The sequence below is a fragment of the Actinosynnema pretiosum genome (assembly GCF_002354875.1).
Classification (GTDB): Bacteria; Actinomycetota; Actinomycetes; order Mycobacteriales; family Pseudonocardiaceae; genus Actinosynnema; species Actinosynnema auranticum.
On sequence record NZ_CP023445.1, the window covers coordinates 1,046,829 to 1,067,509 of the forward strand.

General features: G+C 66.2%; 10 protein-coding genes. 2 read left to right on the plus strand and 8 right to left on the minus strand.

Translation table 11 applies throughout. The features are described 5' to 3' along the window. Positions 1 to 31: 31 nt before the first annotated feature. The 8 genes from dpdD to dpdE are packed head-to-tail and all read right to left on the minus strand — an operon-like array spanning position 32 to position 17,503. Positions 32 to 2,050, minus strand: coding sequence for a protein DpdD (gene dpdD, locus CNX65_RS04815; protein ID WP_157767502.1), 2,019 nt, complete (start codon positions 2,048 to 2,050; stop codon positions 32 to 34). Further along, a complete protein-coding gene (gene dpdK, locus CNX65_RS04820; RefSeq protein WP_198320431.1) occupies positions 2,047 to 2,565 on the minus strand; it encodes a phospholipase D-like domain-containing protein DpdK in 519 nt (172 codons plus the stop codon). Before dpdK ends, dpdD begins: the two co-directional genes overlap by 4 nt. Next, positions 2,562 to 7,049: a protein DpdJ gene (gene dpdJ / locus CNX65_RS04825; RefSeq protein WP_096491684.1), complete on the minus strand. Its 4,488-nt coding sequence runs from the start codon at positions 7,047 to 7,049 to the stop codon at positions 2,562 to 2,564. Before dpdJ ends, dpdK begins: the two co-directional genes overlap by 4 nt. Beyond that, positions 7,046 to 7,726 (minus strand): hypothetical protein, encoded by a 681-nt coding sequence (locus tag CNX65_RS04830; protein WP_096491685.1) that lies wholly within the window; start codon positions 7,724 to 7,726, stop codon positions 7,046 to 7,048. Before CNX65_RS04830 ends, dpdJ begins: the two co-directional genes overlap by 4 nt. Then, positions 7,723 to 10,734, minus strand: a complete 3,012-nt coding sequence (dpdH, locus tag CNX65_RS04835) for a protein DpdH (RefSeq protein ID WP_096491686.1) — start codon at positions 10,732 to 10,734, stop codon at positions 7,723 to 7,725. The genes CNX65_RS04830 and dpdH overlap by 4 nt, the downstream gene beginning before the upstream one ends. Continuing rightward, positions 10,727 to 11,614, minus strand: coding sequence for a protein DpdG (gene dpdG / locus CNX65_RS04840; RefSeq protein WP_096491687.1), 888 nt, complete (start codon positions 11,612 to 11,614; stop codon positions 10,727 to 10,729). Before dpdG ends, dpdH begins: the two co-directional genes overlap by 8 nt. Continuing rightward, entirely contained in the window at positions 11,614 to 14,172 is a 2,559-nt protein-coding gene (gene dpdF, locus CNX65_RS04845) for a protein DpdF (RefSeq protein WP_096491688.1), read from the minus strand. Before dpdF ends, dpdG begins: the two co-directional genes overlap by 1 nt. A gap of 22 nt (positions 14,173 to 14,194) precedes the next feature. After that, positions 14,195 to 17,503, minus strand: a complete 3,309-nt coding sequence (dpdE, locus tag CNX65_RS04850; protein ID WP_096491689.1) for a protein DpdE — start codon at positions 17,501 to 17,503, stop codon at positions 14,195 to 14,197. 463 nt (positions 17,504 to 17,966) lie between these two features. Between dpdE and CNX65_RS04855 the strand changes: the two genes are divergently transcribed. Together CNX65_RS04855 and CNX65_RS04860 are read left to right on the plus strand one after the other, a co-directional pair. Next, positions 17,967 to 19,532, plus strand: coding sequence for a PP2C family protein-serine/threonine phosphatase (locus CNX65_RS04855; RefSeq protein WP_157767504.1), 1,566 nt, complete (start codon positions 17,967 to 17,969; stop codon positions 19,530 to 19,532). Next, positions 19,529 to 20,506 carry a cobalamin B12-binding domain-containing protein gene (locus CNX65_RS04860; RefSeq protein ID WP_157767505.1) on the plus strand — a complete coding sequence of 326 codons (978 nt, stop codon included), beginning with the start codon at positions 19,529 to 19,531 and terminating at the stop codon, positions 20,504 to 20,506. The genes CNX65_RS04855 and CNX65_RS04860 overlap by 4 nt, the downstream gene beginning before the upstream one ends. Positions 20,507 to 20,681: the final 175 nt, after the last annotated feature.

Consider the following 20,681-nt stretch of genomic DNA (forward strand, 5'->3'; position numbering starts at 1 on the left):
TCAGGCGTGCGACCCGCACGCCACTCCCTGCTCATTCCCGGAGAACGCCCTCCACAGCCGCGCGAAACAGGGACGCGGAGCCGCTGCCGTCGGCGTACGAGATGCGTGCCTTGTTCGCGTTCGCGGTGATGAACCCCGTGGCGGCGTGCTTCGCGCACCGTGTGGCGAGCACCACGACATCGGCGTTGCGAGCCTTCTGCCTTAGCGAGTCGTTTCCCACCGCGTCGTGGGAGACGACCACCTTCAACTGGGGCGCAGACTTGGCGAACTGCTCCGCGACCCTGCGCAGCACAGCCTCGTCGAGCGAGTAGAGCAACACGTTCGACGCGGGCACGTCGGTGAGTGAGATGCCCTTGTCCTGCTCATCCGCGTCCGCCCACTCCAGTCGGATGTCCAACTCGGAGCACAGCTGTCTTGCGAAGGCGAAATCGGACGGCTTCAGCCGCGCCTGGCGTCGGTGCAGTGGTCCGAGCAGTGCGAGCGCGATGTTTGTCCTGGCGGACTCGTCCGGCGCGGCGGCGAGCACCAGGCGATCCACGAAGTCGAGCACAACCGCCGCGTTGACCACCGACACCCACTGCTTGCTGGAGTCTCGGAGAGCCTCTAGCAAATCGCGATACTCGGACTCCGCTGGTGAGGAGCGGAGGAAGATCTCGAACAACGAGTGCAGCGCCAGCAGGTCGCCACCACCCAGTCGGTCCAGCGCGATCGAGGCGATGAGCAACTCGCGAGAGGTCCGTGGTGCCTCAGCCGCATATCCGACTGCCTCGATGACCATCCCGACCAACCGTCCCGTCGACTCCCACGCGTGGTCGTCGAACGTGGAAAGGATCCGCGCGACCTCTTCCTCACAGGTGTCCAGCGGGGACCACTCCCGCCAGGTTTCCCCCTCGAGGACCTGGTCGATCGTGTCCCTGTGCTCGGCGATGTCCGCGACGAGTTCCGGCCACGATGTGGGCAGTTGAAGGGCTGGCTGATCGGCTTCCACCGGGTCGGTGCCGGACTGCGCGGCCTCCGACTTCCCAGCCGGGGGCTGCCGGTCGTCTGTTGAAGAGCGCGCGAGCAGTTCCTCCGCTCGATCCCACAGGAAAACCGGAACGGCGGGGACCAGTTGGGTGTCCCTGGCCGACAGCATCCGATCGAGTTCGACGAAATCCCGACGTCCGATCGCGGCCAGCAACATCACCGCGACGGCGGAAGCGCTCCGGCCGACGACATCGCCGCGCAGCGGGAGTGGGAGCGGCGGTTCGCAATTGCTCAGTCGCGCACAGGCAAGTTCGACGTCCTCGCCCGCGACTGCTTCCGCCAGCGCGGTGTCGAAGACGGCGTTCAGGACAGCGTCCTGAATCGGCTTAGGCGGATCGAGGTGCAGGACGTCGGGGAGGTCGCCCATGCGTAGAAGTTCAGCGCTGCGTCCCAACCGGTCCAAGCGTTTGATCTTGAGATAGGTGAGATTGCTGGCGCTGAGACCGCCTTGCGTCGAGAGTTGGTCCAGAACCACGGCTGACGCAGCCTCACCGCCTGAGGCCAGCGCTGCGTCGAACTCGGAGAGGAGTCTGCCGAGCGGCTTCGGGGCGCGCCACTGCCTAACCGGCCGTCTGGCGACGGTCTTCTGCATCAGCATCAAAGCCGTGCGCAGGTTCTGCCGGTGCTTGGTGTTGTTGCCCGCCTCGAGGCGGTACACCGGGGTGGTCGCTCCGAAGTAGTGGATCACCGCTGCCTCAATCGGGTCTGCAGGGTCCAGGCGCGCGGGGAAGATGTTCGCGGTCTTGCAGTAGGTCGGTCCCGCGAAGGCGGTGATCAGATCGGGGACGTGCGCCGCATAGGCCGAGTCGGAGGCGACCACGTAGACGCAGGACAAGTCCTCATTCCTGTTGAAGCGAGGAAGGACCACGGGCGCGTTGGCCCTGCTCGTGATGTGCTCTTCGGCTAGATCAACGACTTCCTTGTACTCGCCTGCGTCGTTGCCCTCACCGAAGAAGTGGCTCAAGAACTCGGCGGCGCGGTTCCCGAACTCCGTCTCGGCCAGCGTGGTCGTCGCCTCCGTCATGCTCCCCACCGGGACTTGAAGTCGAGCCGAGCCTGACGGACCTCGCTGTCGTCCACCACGTACCGCACTGATTCCTCGTTGCTGCCGAGACCGCTCTTCGTGAAGTTCATCGATCCGGTGATCATCCAGTTCCGACCGCACAGGGTCTTCTCGTGTTCGAGCGGGTCGTAGTCGACAGTCAGGCGCGATTGGTCAGCGGTGGATGCCTGCAGTTGGCGCACGAACCCCTCGTTCCTGGGTTCGGGGCGGGTGACGACCCGGATCCGACTGCCGGACTCGGCGAGCCTGGCCAGGACATCGCTCAACTTGAGGCTTCCGGAAGCCTCGTAGCCCAAGAGCGGGTCGAACCCACCCTGGGAGTTGTCGAGCACCTCCACATCGCTGATCCAGGCGGAGACCAACCAGATCACCGGGCCGGGGAAGGCCAATTCCGAGAGCAGGGCACTCGCGAGGATCCCACCTGCGCTCAACTTCAGTCGAGGCCCGGTGCGAATGGTCCGTTCGACGCGCGTCATTGCTCCGCTTCCTTCAAGTCCACGCGCACGCGATACTCGCCACCGTTGTGGACAACGCTCGTGACATTCCCGTAGACCCGCAGGACTCCGCTGTCTACCGGGACCGCCGGAATGCGGGCCACCGCCTCGCCCAGTGCACGTGGGTCGGAGACCGGGCACACGAGCCACACCGCGCCGTGCTCCGTCAAGCGCTTCGCGTACTCCACCCGCCAGTCGGCGGCCGTGATGTCGATGGCAGGCAGTTGCTCGTCGTGCGCGACCGACACCAACAACCTGTCCAGCACCTGGGGGGTGTCCGGGTCACCGTAAGGCTGGTAGTGCTTGAGGTGTTGACTCCTGACCTGTGCGCCACGCGGCCACAGCATGCTGAAGACCTGATCAGCCGACAGATGCTTGTCGCTGCCCGGCAGGCTCAAGGCGCCGGATCCCGCAGCGCAGGCGATGACCCTGGCATCCAGGTCGACGCCGAGTCGTTCTTCCAGACGCTTCCACGAGTCCACCAAGTGCAGCGTGATCGCATCGGTAGTCCGGTTGCTGCCTGGCCGCAGCAGACGGATCGCCAGCGCGGAGACCGCAGTTCGCCGAGGGCTCCCGTCGAGCGCGGTCCACGCCACCAGCAGTTCCTGCAGCGCTTGATCAGCCGCTGCCGCCGATCGCGCGGCGCGAATCCTCGACATGGCGAGAGCGATGGCACCGTTCGGCTCTTCCACCGCGTGGCGGAGCAGCCTGGTGAGCGCGACATCGGTGTTCTCGTACTCGCTGGACTGGAGCGTGTTCGCCACCAGCGACCAGAACCGCTGCGGGTCGGTCGCGTAGAAGGCCGCGAGCTGTTCCACGACACCGATCCCGCCCACCGACGTCTCCGACAGCCACACCTCGTCGGAGGTACTTCCGAGTTGGCCGGGAACGACGTCCACCAGCAGGTCCTGTTCGTGCGCGTTTCGGCACGCGCGGAGGGCCGCTCCGAGAACCGCTGCCCCCATGGTGTCCCGGTAGGCGCGCTTGGCCAGTTCTCCGGTCTTGAGGTCGACGTCGTCCTCGAACAGAAGCCTGCCCGCGTTGTCCAGCGCCTCGACGACCTCCGGGAGGTGGCTCAGCGCGCGTAGTTCATCGATCTTGCCCTGAACCCCGGAAGAGGACACGCCGCTCGGATCCTCTTCGCGGTAGAGGACGCTGATTACCTGCGGCAACTGCTCCCGCCAGTTGCCTCTGCGGAGTGACCGCCACAGCTCTTCTGGTGTGCTGTCGGACGCCACTCCGATGAGTGAGTAGGCCGTGATGTAGGCGAGCGCGAGCCAATCCCGCTGGAAGGAGTCCGTGACATCGCGTACCGAGGCTGCTTCGGACACCGTCCGGTGGAAAGCCGTGGAACGCCACTGCGGGGAACGCAGGTACTGGCGCACCGCAGGATCGTCCACGTCCAGACGTGCTATCTCCACCCGCATCGCGTCCACGTCGAGTTGGAAGCCCAGCGCAGCCGGTTCACCGTCGTACGAGTATTCGATCCGCTGCTTCGAGCCACCCTGCTTTGTGCGTACGTCGGTGCTGGCGCCGAAGGTCATCCGCCGCACCGCCACTGGCCTTGCCGCAGCGTGGGTGCCGAAGCCGACGTGGAGCACACGACCGTGCCAGGGAACGACACGGGGCACGTCGACGTCGTGCACGCCCTCGTACGGGGGAACGATCTCCGTCGCCCACAGCGGAAAGCCCTGGGAAGAGGTCAGAACTTCCGGCGGTGGCATCTCCAGCTTGATCCTGAAGGGCCTGATCACCTTGAGCCCATCAGGCCAAGCAGGGCCTGCGCGCCAGTAACCGAGCACGGGCGCTTCAGGGGTGGCGGAGTCCAGGGCCAGCACCTTTGCGTCGTCCGCCGGTGGAGCCAGCCACGTGCGGTGGTCGTCCCGCAGGTAGCCGTAGCGCTTGCTGACCCGACCGGGGACCGCCTCGCGCAGAGCCTTGGCGATGGGCAGCCTGCCGTCGTCGTCAGGGGTTTCAAATGGCAGGTCCAGTTGGACCTCGGGCAGGTTCAGCGGTTCGAACAGCGTCTTGGTTACGTACTCAGGGAGGAAGGAGAACGGCAATTGGCCAGGGTCGGTCCGCAATGGCTTCCAGTTGCTCTCCAACCGTCGGATGATGGTGGGCACCACCGAGAGCAGCAGTGAACGAGGCTGTTCCCACAGGACTGCCTCCACTTCCCGCTCCGACAGCGCCAGCGCTCGCTGGAGGTGTCGGGTCAGGCTGTCCAGCATCTGCTCGCTCTGCAGCAATTTCGTCAGGGCGTTGATCACCCACTGCTGCTGATCCGCGTCCTTCGAGGTGTTCTGAGCAGGGGCGGAGAGCAACTTCCTGAGATCGCCCCAGCGATGTGCCTGCTGGAACGGACGGCTGAGCCAGTCGAGCATGGCCTGAGTCGCCTGGATCTTCTGCACGTGGCGGTTCACCAGTGGCAGGTCCCTGGCTGAGAGTTCGGGTGCGAAGAGCGTTTCATAGCCCTGGTAAGCGAGGCGGTCCCGACCGTAGTCGGACAGGACGGCCACCGTGATCGGACGCGTGCCCCGCTTCCGCCCCGCACGACCACGGCGCTGGATGAACGCAGCAGCGTCGTGCGGGGCTTTGTGCTGTACCACCAGACCAACACGGGGGTCGTTGAAGCCGACTTCCAGCGCGGCGGTCGCCACGATCAGCGTGGCACGGGTACTCACACCCCCGTCCTGCGATGTCGTGCGTGCGACGGGTAGGTGGTCTGTCGTCATGCCCGAGCCGGACCCGAGGAGATGGCCGATCTTCTCCACCAGATCCCAGGACTGACCATCCGCGTAGCGCGCTTTGTGGTAACACCCGTCCAGCGCCCGCAAGGCTGCCAGCGGAGTGGAGTGAACGCGACCGGAGCGGCTCTGCTCACCTTCGGCGCTGCGTAGATAGTCGTAGAAGCGGTTGGTGACATCGAGGTCGTCGGTGAACAGGAAACCGGTCGAGCCGAAGGGCGACAAGCGGGTGTCGTCCACCTCCAGCACCCGGCCGAACAGCATCGCCGTCTGGATCGAGGTGGATACCAGGCTCGTTCCGGAAAGTGGGTCGCCCCTGAGCGCGAGCGAGTACTCACGCCCCTCGAACTCCATGTCCGCGTGAGAGGGCTCGATGTAGTCGATCGCTTCGGAGCGAAGTCCGGTCAGTTGGCTGAAGAACCCGGCCGCGTTCTTGAGCGTCGCGCTCAGACCAACGAATGTCACTGGCCGACCCACAGCGTGACGCCACCTGCGTAGCAGGAGTCCCACCTGTGCCCCGTGGGTACCGGAGTAGGTGTGCACCTCGTCCAGCAGGACCAGCGAGGGTTTTCTGCTCCCGCTCCAGCCGAGCAGCGGCCCCAGGGCTGGATCCGTGCTGCCCCTGTTGAGCATCTCCGTGGTGGTGAACAGTAGATCGGGTCGAGATTTGAGCGAGTCCCTGGTCAGTGCCAGCACGCCCTCGCGGAGCACCGCACGGCAGTCCGAGCAGGTGAGCGTTTCCCGGTTGTTCCGGCGGTCCACGTCCGACCAGAGCAGTTGTCCCTGCTCGCAACGGGGGCAGGTCAGGTAGGGGCAAATCAGCGCTTTACCAGAGCGTTTCCAGTTGCGCTCGTAGCCAGGCTTGTCGAGGTGATCGGCCGTCTTCGGCGTATCGCCGTACAGGACTCCGATGCGCAGGGGGCGCGTGGTGCTGGGATCCGACTTCTCGATCTGGATCGTGGTGGCTAGCGCCTCGCGGAGCTGGTCCCGAAGCAGTTCTGTGCGCGGGTAGAGCGCGAGGGTGTGGACCCCGCTCATGGAGGACTTCCGCTGCCGGATGGCTGCCATCGAAGGTAGGTAGAACGCCAGCGTCTTGCCACTGCCGGTTCCCGCTCCGATGATGACGCCGCCGTGGCGGTTCGAGCCCAGCGAGCTGTAGATAGTTCTAGTGGCGTCCACCTGGAACCTGGCGAGGAACCGCTCACCGATCTGGGCGGCGACGGTGCGGTGCGCGACCTCGTCCCAGCCGTCGAGCGTGGAGAGTTGGCCGAGGACCTCTTCTGCGGGGATGGACCGCGCCGGGTACCTCCGGCTGGCCACGTGCAAGCGGTAGTCGGAGACCAGCGTCTTGCCCTGCAGCCACCACGTGGCCGGGTTCGCCACCGGTGGCTTGGTCTTCGTCATCCAGGGGAAGAGTTGCCGCAGTTGCGAGGTCAGGCGGAGCGCTTCCGCGAATCGCGTCCGGTACTGCGGCGGAGAAGTGTCCGGAACCTGGAAGAGCAGCCCTCGCGTGAGCAGGTGCTGAAAGACCTGCTGCTTCGAAGGGCGAGCCCCTTCCTCCTCGGGGTAGCCGAGCAACTCCGCTTCGATGCTCTCGTGTACCTCCTCCTGGGAGAGGGTGCCGCTGGTGATCCCCCAGGACAGGAGCGGGAGTTCTCGGTCTTCCAACGAGTCGAGCAGTTGCCCTACGAAGAGTTGAGCCTTGCCAACGGGGGTCACCCCTGCTTCCTCCTGATCTCGATCTCACCATCGACACCATGCTGGCGGAGGAGCGCGATGTCACCGTCGGTTACAGCACGCAGAGCAAGGGGGCCTGCGGCGAATCGGTTGAGAAGTTCGAGGAGTTCGTCCGGTAGTTCACCTGCCTCGGCCAGGAGTTCGGACGCGCTCGCGTGTTCCTGCTTGAAAACGGCTACATCGGCTCTCGTCGGAGGTTTCTGCGCCAGCACGCGGAGTTCAGACAGAGACTTTCGCGCCTTAACCTGCGTCGAGTCGTTCAACCCCGGCAAGCGGTTCGTTGGCAGGGCCTTGACCTGTTGTGCGGCCCAGGTCTTCCAGTGAGATTCGACCAGTTGGCGTAGTGCGGTCTCGGTCTTCTCGATCTTCTTGCGCGCTGCTTCAAACGCTTCGTTGCTCGGCAGTCCGGTCGAAGCGTGCTTTTGCAGGCTCTCCAGGCCATCGCTGGCCATGTCGAGGGTGATGCCTGCGCCCGCCTGGGCGTTGAGTGTGCGCGCGAGGTTGACCTGGGTTTCCAACTTGGTCAGCGAGTTGTCTACTTCACGAACGCGGCGGGCAGTGCGGTTGGTGTCCTGCTCGACAAGAGCGTCTGCGCTCAGCCTGCGCGCCTCGGACTGCAGCCTTCGAGCTTTTTCCAGAAGGGATTCCGCGGTGCTCATGACTGCTCCTCGGTGCTGAAGGAAGACCACTTCGCCAGAAGTGCCTGAACTTCCTGGACAGCCAGGTCCCCGGCTGGGGAGGTGCGAACCGAAGCACTCTCCAAGGCGGGGGTGAGCCAAGAGTCGGCAGTGTTGAGGAAGTTCCTGATGGCGAGCAGTGAGTCACCGCGATCGCGAATGGCGGCGATCGACCTTCTGTTCTGGCTGGTCGGATCTGGCGACTCATCGGACGAGGTGCCCTTCAGGTCTCTCGCCAGTTCGGTGATCTTTCCCCACTCCGCTTCTGCGGCCTGCGTGGCCAGCGCGCGCAGTTTGTTCACCTGCTCCTGTGACTGGCTAAGGCCGACGTTGGCCGCCTCGCGGATCGCCGCCTGTACCGCGGCAACCGTTTCCTTGCCGCTCGTCCCCTCTGGGAGAAGTTCTCTGATGTTCGACAGGACCGCTTGGAGTCCCCGTACTTGGTCGTCGATCAGCGAGGCGAAGCGGTGAAACTCCGTCACCGACTTCTTGCACCAGTCCGGGACCTGCTCTGGTTGCCAACTCCAGTCCGCTGCTGCCTCTCGGAGGAGGGGAAGCGCCCTGGCGGCGTCGATCATGTGCACAGCGCCGGTCCCCTGAGCTACCCCGAGGCTGTTCTTGAGCACCTCCACGAGTTCGGGGCGGTTCTTCAGGTGGTTGGCGAGCAGGTCGTTCCACCTTGGAACGCGCAGTGCGCTGTCGGATCTGGTCCACCCCTGCCCGGTGTCCAGCACGGTCGACAGCATTCCTGCCTCATCCATGCCAGGAGACGCGTGTCCTGCGAGTGCGGCCCCCAGCAACGAGGCGCGCATGCCAATGATCAGATCCGAGTCCGCTGTCCTGCTTGTCTTCAGGATTGACGAAGTCAGTGACGGTTCGTACTTCTCTGCTACTCGGGCAAGTCGGCGGATGTCCTCAGCGCGGCCTCCCTGTCCCTCTCGGGCGCGTAGAAGGCTCTGAAAGAACTGACTGTTCAGTGCTGTTCTCTTGAAGGAGATCGGAGGGTTGTTGGCGATGTTGTCGCCGTAAGCTCCTTCGATGGAAACGGTTTTTGCGCTGTTAGGCCACGCTTTTCCTGTCGACTTCTTGTTCCATTCGCGCATGGGTGGGCTGATCCATTGATACCTGCGGCTCACGGCTTCGGTGACTGCAGTGCGAATCTCGTTTGCAGTCCCCTGTGGTAGCACTTCCGATCGTGCTGACCATTTTTCGGTGTCGTTGATTTTCTTGGTCAGCGATGCCGAGGTTGACTTCGCCGGTCCGGTCCTTCCGTTTCCCGGCTCACCCCTTTTATCGTCTGGCTCATTGGTAGGTTTATTGCTGGTGTCGATTGGGGAAACTCGGAAAGCTTTGAGGATGCCTTTATTTAGTTCCGTAATTCTCGAAGGAGAATTTCCCCACATCTCGAGAGTGAGCTTGTAGCGCTCCGCGTCGTGTGTTTCATGTGAATCCACGAACTGGGCGACCGAAGTGCTCAGTGCGATGTCCTGCTTGGCGAGAGGGAAGCGTTCGCGAACTTGCTCATCTGGAAAAGTGCCCTCTTGGAGTGAGGTGGCGTGTTCAATCAAGATAGGGCGAACGACGTTGCTCAGTACCGTTCTCGGCACGAAGTCCCACTCCATGGAAGCGGTGGAGTGCACAGCGCGCACCAGGGCCGACTCGTTGAAGGGGTAGAGGCCGTGCCCGTCAGGAGAGGTTCCGAAGGCCGCGTGGCATGCGGTCCTGAACTGGCAGTCTTCGCACTTGTTCGGCAGGGGACTACCTGTTCCTGACTGCAGGTCCTCATGGTCTGTGCGCGCGGCATTCAGGTAGCGCCCCACGAACGAGGTGATGTCGGCAGTTCCCTTGTTCTGCTCGTCGAACGTGATGTCCAGTTGGAAGACGTGGCCGCCACTGGCGGCAGCGATCCGGGTCAGCGCTGTCTCAGGCAGGTCTTTGAAGTAACCCGTGGTCACAGCCATGAGCGTTCTGATCGGGGCGTAGCGGGTGGCCCCGTCCCGGACAGCGCCTTCCGTCAGCGCGTCAAGGAGTTCTCCTTGGACGCCCTGGATCAGGGCGAAGTCCTCGACCAGCAGCAGGATGTCGGTGTTGCGCTCCGCGTAGATCTGGCGCACCTTCAGGAACGCCTCTTGTAGCCGCCCGCTGCCTAGGTTCGCCGCCGCTTGGAGTGCTGCTTCCAGGTTGTCGTTGAGGAGTTTGACCGCGATCTCGTGCAGTTCCGGCTTGGCTGAGAGTTTTGCGAAGAACTGCAGAGAGGCTGCAGCAGCTTGCTTGTGATCCCGGATCACCAGGGGGAGGTCCTCAGTGGTGAACCCCTGTGGGCGGTCGCTCGACTGTCCGTCCCGGTTGTGCAGCAATTGGTTGGCCAGTTGTCTGATGAACCCCCCTGGCCTGAGGAAGTGCTCTTGGAAGTGAGGGTCCTGCAGAATCAGAGCCAACCCGCGAGGCCCTGCGAGGACGCGGGCAATACCATCCAGAGAGTTTGGCGTGGTCGCGGCCAGCGCCTCGTTGAGCGCGTTGATCAACCTTCGGGCCAGTGCGTCGGCGTCGACGGCTGAACTGAACGTCGCGACATCCCGTTTCAACTGGTCCACTGACTCGTGCTCGATGTCGACGAGCAAGGCTTGGAGCACGGCCTTCAGGCTTGTCTGGGACTTCTCCAGGTAGATGACCTTCTGGTGCACCGTGGGGGTCAAGTGCTCCTTCACCCAGCGCACCAGATGGGACTTGCCGGAGCCTGAGTCGCCGACCACCGGCATGAGAAGGGCGCCGCTCGCAGCCTGAAGACTCGTGAACTCCTTCAGCACCTCTTCTTCGCTGACGACGATATCGGTTTCCGCCAGCGTGCGTCCCACCACGCGCGCGCGGCTGATCCGCAGTGGTGTGTGGGTGGCGAGGAAGACGGCTGAAGAGGGGATGACGGCTTCCGTGCTGACTGCGGTCGACGCTGATTTCGTCGACCAGCACAGGTGCCCGGAGAACTCAGGCATCCACTGCCTCCTGGATGATCACGGTGCTGAAGGGGCGCGGATGAAGTGGTTGATCCGGGTCGTGCACGTTCAGGAACTGGCGCGCGTCAGCGTTCCGCTGAAGCCTGAGCCAGCCCTCGTCGTTGCCCCTGAGCAGGGCGAACGATACGGAGGGGCCTGCCGTGCTAATACCTGGGGACGGAATGCCGACTGCGGTCGAGTACTCGCCGCCCGGCAGTACCGGCAGCGTTTCGCGCAGACGGCCGATGAAGTCCACGGCATCCAACTCATCACCTGGTTTCCACAGGTCGGCGACGGTTTGCCGGATCGCCACCGTGCAGTCCGGAACCAGGTCCTTAGAGGTCTCATTGGCTTCTTGACCGATCAGTCCCGGCGTGGCGAAACCCGTGAACGGTGCCCAGAACGTGAACTTGTTCCACCTGGTGTCGTTCACGATCGGGTTGCCGAGTTCGGTGTTGAGGACCCCGTCTTGACTGAGTTGGGCTTCTTTCCACGTCATGGGCTTTTTGGTGGGGGTGAGCGACAGGAACCAGGCGAGCGCCCGGATGAGATCCCTGGAACCCGTCTGGGACTGATCCGTGCCGATCTCAACGGCCTGATCGGCCGCCAGCGCGGCCCCCCTGATCCTTCTCTGGATCGCGGGAAGGTCGGCTTCCAGCCTCTCGGTCAGCCGGACCATGCCGTTCTCGTCGCGGGTGAGCGCCTTCAACTCCGCCAAGTTGTTGAGCGTGGGTGTCACGCGATCCCGGTCCGTCACGCTTGGTGGAGCGAGAAGGGCTTTGATCCTCTCCAGAGGCATCGGGGACTGCGTGCTCAGGAGCAGGCGCATCACCACGATGACCTCTCCTGGCAGCGGATCGTTGACGTTCAGCAGGGACATCAGAAGTGCCTTCCGGCGGTCTTGACCGAGACGACAGCGCTGTGGAGTTCCACGAAGGGCTGCCCGCGCTGGGGGTGGAGCATGCTCTTGGGGTGGATCAGGTAAGTGATCTCGTCGCTCTCGCTCCTCGCGTCGAGCAGCGGATTCCACGGGGTGTGCTCATCGACCACCCACACGACAGGGTTGTTGCTGCTCATAAGCAGCGCTTCGTCGTAGTCGTGGATCACTGGGTGGGGAAGCGCTCCCCGCTGGATCGCGGCTGCCTCATCGTGGCCCAAGCCCGGTCCTCCGATCACCGTCATGCCCCGCCTGCACAGCAGGCTGATCAGTTCCGGCACCAGATCGGAGCGCTCCTGGTCATCACCCCAAGGCAGGCTCAGCAGTGCTGTCTTCCCACCGTTGCGGAACGCGCTGAGCGGATCGCTCTTCCCGCGAGGCCAGTCCACGACGTCCGGCTCCGGGTCCAGGGGAACTCGGTACAGCCCGTTGGGCAGCGGCACCTCGGACTTGCGGCAGTGTGGGCAGCCGCGACAGCCCGGTGTGGTCGGGTACAACCGACCGTGCGACTCGATGGAGTAGTAGTCCGCCAGGACGTCGCCGATGCACTCGCTTCCGGTTAGCGCGTCGCGCAACCGCTTTAGCGCTTGGCGCTGTCCGTCGACGATGTCTCTGCGGACCTCGGTGATGCGCTTCTCGAAGTGGCTTCGGGAATTGACCTGACCGTCGATCAGCGAGACCTTGACCCGGTTGCCGATCCGGGCGAAGTGGGCGTCAAGGCGCGCCTGCCACTCGTCGTCGGACTCGGGTTCGTGACGTGCTGGCCGCTCCAGCGCGTGGAAGTCCACCAAATTCGCCTTGACCATGAGGTTCAAGGTGCGGATGTTCCACATCCGGTTGTAGCTGTAGCCCTCCGGCACATGGGCGGGGGTCGACTCCAGGTCGAGTTCGAAGCGCATGGCTTCGTCCGCGCTTCCCCGGCGGAACATCGCACTCCAGCGCGACCACGCCGTGCCTGCGCGGACGATCGGTACCGAGTTCAAATCGTTTGCGATGCTGTGATCCTTCTGCGTGGTGGCGAGGTAGGCGATCGAGGGTTGCCCGTCACGACCTCCCCGGCCCACTTCCTGGTAGAAGCGGTCGATCGTCTCCGGAAGGCAGGCGTGCACCACCGTGCGCACGTCGGAGAGGTCGATGCCCAGGCCGAACGCCGAGGTGCCCACGACCACGTCGTACCGGGTCGGTACATCGCCGTCAGGGGTCCGACCACCCCAGCCCTCTAGGACCTCGCGCCGCTCGTCTCCGCTGGACTTGCCCGTGACGGCCACGACCCGGCGGAAGCCTGCGGCGACGAGTTCGTCACGCCACTTCTCGGCGTCTTCGACCTTCGACGTGTAGAGGACCATCGGTCGGGGCAGCTCTCGGATTGCCTTCAGCACGGCGTCATGCCTAGTGGGTTCCGAGTCGAAGGAGTCGACGTAGTAGCTGGGTTCCACCCTGACCTGTGACGCCCAGATGACTCGGGTGTTCTCGCGGGTGCCGAACAGCGAGGCGAGCGTCTCGACCTGGAGACCGGTCAAAGTCGCGCTCATAGCGATCACTCGTGGCTCGGTTCCCGGCGGGGCCTTGCGGCGCCAGTCCCGGAGTTGGCTTGAGATCGTCTGGAACTCAGGCCGGAAGTTGTCGCCCCACTGCTCGACGATGTGCGCTTCGTCGAGGACGAGGTAGCGCAGCGACCCCGTGGCCGCCGCGTCCTCCAGCGGTCTGCTGAGCTTGGTCGCCACCGCCTCCGGCGATGTGAAGAGCACACGTTGGTGGCCTTGCCGAACGTCTGCGACGATCTGGTCCTTGACGTCGTCCGTTAGGCCTGCGTGGTAGGCGTAGTGCCGCTTGGCCGGTTTGTTGTCCGCCAAGTCGTTCACGAGCTTGGTGAAGCGGCGCTCCATGTCGATGGCCAGCGCCACTGTTGGAACGACCATGAGCATTAGACCGCGGCGAGTGCCCAGTGTCGCTGCAGCGAACGCGGTCTCGGTCTTGCCATGTCCGGTTGGCAAGCACACTACGGTGGTGCTGCCCGGAGGGGCGGTCACCACAGACCTTGCCACTTGTCGCTGCCCCACTGAGCGGTAGTGCGCGTAGGCCTCGCCGAGAGCGCTCTTCCAGAAGGGGTCGGCTGGGCAGTTCTCCAGGCTTCTGGTGTAGCTGGCGTCTTTCCCCAGCACGACTTCGTCGAGATCGGCCAGTGCCTGCTCAACTGTGTCCGGCGCGTCAACGGGCATCCACGGGGTGGCCCACACCTTCAAGTGGGCGCCGGTCAGCACCGTAGTGCAGTTCGCCGCTTCCCAGTGCTGCTTGGTCGGCAGCACAGGACTCAGCGGGACGGTGAGTGAGGTGCTGCTGCCCCTGGCTCGGGCTCCCAAGAGAATCTGCCTGACGAGCGAGGCGACGTCCCCAGGCCCGGTCTCCTCGTCGGCCAGGGAGCGGAGTGCGTCTGCCAAACGTCGTGCGGCGCTGGTGAATCCGTGGTCAGGCTCAGGAAGCGCGGGCCAGTGGTCGAACATCCGCTGCGCAGCTGTCCAAGGATCAACGAGCACGGTGTGCTCCGGAAACGCGCACCACGCAGATGGCCGCGGTCAGTCGGACCGACGGCTTCGTCAACCCGCTGCTGAGCGCGGCGGTGATGTCCGTGCTGAGCAGGTGGCTCTCGTTGTCGGTGACCAGGTGACCGGCCGCCTGCCTCGCTTCGGCCTGCGCTCGCATCACGGCAATGCGCTCTTCCGCCGCCGTGCGGGCTTCCTCGCACCTGGCCGCCAGATTGGTCACCTCGGTCATGTGCTCCCGCGAGATGCCTTCGGCGACCTTAGTTGCCTGGAAGAACTCTCCCTCACCCCCGAAGACAGCGAAGAGGTCCTGGATCTTCTCCTTGCTGTAGTTGCGATCCCTGTTTTTGGCGTAGGGCTCGTCGAGCCACCTGCGCTGTCCCCGGTCGGAGACCGGCGCGCCGGTGTTCGCGTTGATCCAGACCTGGACCATGAACGGCCGCAGCACCTGGTCTGCCTGCCTGCGCAGCGCCAGCGCGGCTGACGGGCTCTCCTCCACGAGGGACAAGGCCTCGGTGATGTCAGCCTCCACCACGTAGTCGAACCCGAAGTAGGGTTCAGGAGCGCCCCTCAAGTGGGGGTCACGCCGGGCGAAGGCCGTCGCCTGCCCTCGGTCATCGTTCCGGGCGCTGGAAGCCAGCGCGTCGACCAGCGGGTTGCCCGCGCGAAACAACCGAGTTCCCGCATTTCGCAGTGCGGCCGACCTGTTGAACATCCCCGAGGCCATGTCGATGCTCATCCGGCTCCGGATGTTGGACCAGCGCTGCGGATCCATGAGCGGTTGTGAGTTCCGCACGTCGAAGACGTTCACGGTGTTCGCTCCTGAACCCTGTTCGGACCGGCGGATGCCGAGCCCTCCGCCTGTTCCGGAGGCGTAGTCGAGCAGTGCTCCCTGCCACTTGCCCCAGTGGGTCTCGAACTCGCTGAGCGCTTGGGCCGTGCCGGCTGCGTGGAGCGCGTTCTGGTGGATGGATTCGAGCATGTCCATCTTGTCGATCTCACGGCGCGCGTTCACCAAGCGCTCGTGCACCGACTTCTCGGTCTCCCGCAGGCCTGCGGGACCGGACTCGAGCGCTGCCGTCCACACCTCGCTCAACCCCTCCGCAACACCTTCCTGCAGGGTTGAGATCGAGTCGGTGAACACTCCGTAGCCGTTGAGCAGGGTGGCGCACCAGGCTTCGGCGAACGTGTCATCGCCCGCTTGCGAGCTGATCCGGAACTGTCGTGCCGGACGGGACTGGGCCACCGACTCGGCGCCCCGGTAGCGATCGAGCCTGCCCAACCGCTGCTCGACCTCGTTCGGTGACCACGGCAAGCGGAGGTGGAAGGCCGCCTCCGCCAACTGCAGGTTGAGGCCGTCCTCCGCTGAGTTGTCGGCGACCAGAACCCGTACGGGAGATGTGGGCTTGAACGGCGCTGACCAGCGGTCCACCGCCTCGTGGGAGGACTCCGCGCCCACTGCTGTCGTGTGCTCGCCCACGTCGAGTTTCGAGAAGCTCTTCCTGAGGCGCGCGGCCACGATGCCCGCCAGCGACCCTGCCCCGCAGAACACCACCGCTCTCTGATGCCCGTTCAACGCCTTCGCCAACAAGCGCATCAACGCTTCCAGCGATGAGTCCTGCTCGTCGGCATCATCGAGTGACTGCTCCAGTTCGGCCAGTACGTCGAGTTCGAGGTCGAGCACGGGAGCCGCTCGCAGGCGATTGCGCTCATCCGGTGTCAGACCTGCCCGGTCTGCTGCCCGAAGGTCGCTGTCGAGACGCCAGCGCAGCGTGTTCACCAGATCTGCGGCTACGACACCCGCCCTGGAGGCGAGCACCGCCAGCACGTCGCCGTAGGCCGTGTCCGCAGCCGGGACAGCGCTGTCCAGCAAGTGGTTCGCGACGCGGAACGCCCACTGAACCACAGCGGATTCAGTGACTGCGTGCGCCGAGGCGTCGAGCACGACTCTCGCGGGCGCCTCTCGACCACGAACCTCATAGGGGAGCAAACCGGTCTCGGCGTCCTCGGTCAGAGCGTTCTCCCGGCGATTCCTCAGCACCCGCCGGTGCAGGCGGTAGGTCTCGCTGATGTGAGCCCGCAGGGCTCCGACACATCGGGTGAGATCTGCCTCTGACGCGTCTGCCCTGAGTTCCTCGTTCTCGTCGAGCAAGTCGAGGATTGAGGTTCCGAGTTCCTCGAACCGCTGGTCCTCGCCGGTCAGCAGTTCGCGGATCTCCTCGATCGAGGACGGCAGCAGGTAGGTGTAGTCGGGGTCGAGACCGTAGACGCTGTCAGCCAGTCGTGTCCGCCGCTCGTAGATCGTGTGGAATCGCTCCCGCGCCCGCCAGGAGTAGATCTTGGGGTCCAGCAAGTGCAGCAGGGCGAGTTGGGTCGTGTAGTTGGAGGTAGCAGGCGTCGCGGAGAGCAGGAGAAGACGTTCCGCCGAGTGCGCCAGTTCGGCTAGGGCCCGATAGTCACCCTCGGAGGGGTCGTTGACCTGTGCGAGGCGGTGGGCCTCATCCACCACGACCAAGTCCCAGCCCTGGTAGGCCTGCCACTTCTCCGGTGTCTCGTGGGAGGTGAACTTCACCGTCGCCGTGAGCTTGAAGTCATCGATGAAGAACTTCGAGGTGAGTTCCTGCATCCACTGGCGACGCAGGGTGCTCGGCGTGAGCACCACGATCCGCGCGCGGGGGTTGTCGATGAGCACCTGCCGGACGATGAACCCCGCCTCGACAGTCTTGCCCAGTCCGACCTCGTCTGCCAGCAGGTAGCGCTGAACCGGGTCGGACAGCACCGTGAGAGCTGCGTTGACCTGGTGGGGGTACAGCTCGGCTGCGGAGGAGAGGAAGCAATCGGTGCTCGCGCTTGCGCCCCGCTGCTCCACGAGGCCGCGCACGAAGGGGAGACGGGTGTTGCGGAAGAAGCCGGACTCGTGCCCGCCGACACCAAGCACCTCGGCCGGGTCCGCCACGGGGCGGTCCCACCTCGGGCGCAGTTGGCTCTCGGGCAGCGGAAAGTCGTAGTTCGAGTTCGGGAAGTGCACGAAGTAGCCGCCGGGCCGCTCGTTGGCGATTCTCCCCGCGCGCCAGACCAGCGTGTCCGGGTTCTGCCAGTACACCCGGGTCTCGGGCTGCAGCGTGACTGCCCGGCAGTCGGCCGTCGCCACCCAGGTCGAGTCCACGACCGGTCTGGCCACGGACTCGAAGAAGTCCACGCGAACCCGGCCGTCCTCGAGTTCCCCCACGCGCCCGACCCCTGGACCGCCCTGGTAGGTGACCAGACTGCCGATTGCGAGCTTCCGCCCCATTGCCCACCCCTGTTCGAACTGGCCCAGCCACCCGGTTGAGAGGAACCGAGTCCGGCTTGGCCGCAATCGTGGATCGAGGAGTCGCGGCTGAAGACGTCGCGTTCACGCCCTTTGGTCGTCTTCACCTAGTCGCGGCCCCTGTAGTGCTGTTGTCGACCACATACCGAAACGACTTGGCGCTCACCCCTTGTTACGCCGTACGTGCGCTTCGGTAATCGTCCGATTGGTGCCTCACGTTACGTTCGGTGGAATAGTGCGCTGCTCCTGCCCGTTCGGTGGTGTTTGTCCCACTCCTGGCCTACGTTATTAGGTCCCTCGCCAGCCAGCGCGTCGGCCCAACGTCCTGGTGACATGCGCGCCAACCTCTTGGTCCATCCGGCGTCATGGCTCCCGTGGGACAATCGCCCCCACGACGGCACGCTGCCGCTGGTGTGCCACCGGGTGGTGCGAAGGTGTGGTTGGCATGGGCTCTCGGGACGGTGGGCTGCCCGCCGCGTTAGGCGAGGCCGCGGACTTGCCCTGGTGGGTCGAGCGGCTGTTCGAGGGCTTCGGGGTCGCGGTTGTCCTGTGCGACTCGGGTGGGGTGGTTCGGCACGTCAGTCCGGCCGCCCTGGAGTTGGTGCCCGGACTCGTGGTCGGGCGGGGGATGCCCGGTGCGGGTGGGGGTGTGGGCGACTTCGAGGTCGTGGTGGGGGCGGCCGTGGTCGTGGGGGTGTTCCGCGAGCTCGGGGACGGGTGGGGCGCCTGGGTGTTGCGGGACGTCGGTGGTGAGCGGGCGCGGGATGAGCGGGTTCGGAGCGCTCAGGTGCGCGGGGAGTTCCTGGGGCGTGCCGGTCGGCAGCTCGGGGGGTCGTTGAACCCCGCTCGGACCGTGCGGGTCGTGGTGGAGCTCGCCACCGAGCTGGGGTGGGCCGCGACCGTGGTGCTCGCCGACGGGACCTACGCGCACGGGGTTCGGGGCGGTCGGACGCGGATCGGGCGGTGGGAGCGGGAGGCGCTTCCCCGCGTGCTGGTCGACGGGCTCGACGGGAGCGCTTCCGGGGGGATCGAGCGGCACCACGCGGAGCACTTCGGGGGGAGCGGGTGGAACTCGCTCGTCGACCTCGGTGAGGTGGCCGAGGCGGTCGCGGTGCGGTTGCCGGGGAGTGAGCCTGCCGGGGCCGTGCTGGTGGTGTGGATCGCCTCCGGCGACCCGGCTGCGGTCGCTGATCCGGACGGGGCTGTGCTGGGGGAGTTCGCGGATCGGGCGGGGGTGGCGTTGGCGGCTGCTCGGGTGCACGCGCAGCAGGTCGCCACCGCTGCGGCGCTGCGGGAGAGCCTGCTGCCGGGGGCCCTGCCGGATGTCGCGGGGCTCGACTTCGGGGCCGAGTACCGGCCCGCCACGGGGATCGGGGCGCTGGGCGGTGACTTCTACGAGGTCTCGCCGGACGGACGGGCGTTCGTGTTCGGGGGCGTGGTGGGGGAGGGGGCCCGCGCCGCCGTCGTGGGTGGGCGGGTTCGGCAGGTGCTCGGGGCGCTTCGGTTGGTGGGGCTGCCGCCTCTGCGGGCGTTGCGGGTGGTCAACGAGTCGCTCGTGGACAGCGGCGACGGGCGGGGCGGGGTGGTCACGGCTGTTGTGGGGGTGGTCGAGCCGCGCGGGGACGGGGGTGTGCGGGTCGAGCTGACCGGGGGTGGGCACCTCGCTCCGCTCGTGCTGCGCAACGACGGGGACGTGCGGGTGGTCGACGTGGGGGGCATGGCGGTTGGTGGGGTGGCACGGGCGGTGTTCCGCAGTGAGGTCGTCGAGCTCGCTGCGGGGGAGAGCTGCGTGTTCTACAGCGGTGGGGTCACCGGGGCCCTGGGTGGGGGCGGCGGGGAGGAGTACGGGGTCGAGCGGGTGCGGTCGTTGCTCGCGCACTGCCACGTGATGCCCGCGCCCGCGGTCGCGGAGCGGGTGGTGCTGGGGGCGCAGCAGTGGACCTCGGGGGCCGGGCACGGGGACGTCGCGGTGCTCGTGGTGCGGGCCGATCCCCGGCGGACCGGGGCGTGAACGGGGCGCGCGTCGAGCTGCTCGCCGCGCTGGGCGGTGCGGACGAGGTCGCCGCCACGGAGGTCGTGGTGCGGGTGGTGGAGTCCGGGGCGCCGGTGGAGCGGGTGCTGCTGGAGCTGATCGCCGGGGTCCAGGTGGAGATCGGGCTGCGGTGGCAGCGGAACCTGTGGAGCACCGCCCAGGAGCACGCGGCCACCGCCGTCGTCGAGCGGATCATCGGTGTCGTCGCCGGGCGGGGGAGCCGGGCCGGGGACAAGGGGCACGTCGTGCTCGCCTGCCTTGACGGGGAGTGGCACGCGGTGCCGCCCCGGATCGTCGCCGAGGTGCTGCGGCTGCGCGGGTGGCGGGTGGAGTTCCTCGGGGCGAGCGTGCCGGTCGGGCGGCTGGTCGCGCACCTGCACGAGCACGGGCCCGACGCGGTCGCGCTCAGCTGCACCCTCTCCGGCAGCCTGCCGCGCGCCGACCAAGTCGCCACCGCCTGCCTGGGCACCGGGACGCCGGTGCTGGTCGGCGGGCTCGGGTTCGGGGTGGACGGGCGGTGGGCCCGCGCGCTCGGGCTGGACGGCTGGGCGCCCACGGCCACCGCCGCCGCCGAGCTGCTGGAGCAGCCCCGCTGGGCGCGCACCGCACCGCCCGCGCCGCGCCGCGACGTCGACCCCGAGCACGCCGCGCTGCGCGCCCGCCGGGGGGAGCTGGTCGACGCCGCGCTGGCCGCGCTGGCGCCGTTCGCGCACCAGGCGCTGCCGGAGGACGCGGGGCGCCTGGTGGACCACCTCGCCGCCTCGCTCTACGTCGACGACCCCGAGCTGTTCGGGTCCTTCGTGGACTGGAACGCCGACGCGCAAGCCGCGCGCGGCGTCCCGGTGGCGGCCTCGGAGGCGGCTGTGAACGCCATGTCGCGGGTGCTCGGGGACCACCCGCGCGCGCTCGTGCACCTCGATCACGGGCTGAGCGTGCTGCGAACGGGTTCCTGAGCCGCGCCCGCGCCGCGGAGCAGCGCGAGACCGCGGACCGCCGCACCCCGGCCCCGGTCGCGGCTCCGCCTGCTCGGTTCTTCCAGCCTGCGTCGTGCCACCACCCCACAGGTGTGATCTCCTTGAGGGGCCACGGCGGCTCTGCACCGCCGTCGTGGGCGATACCCGGGATGAG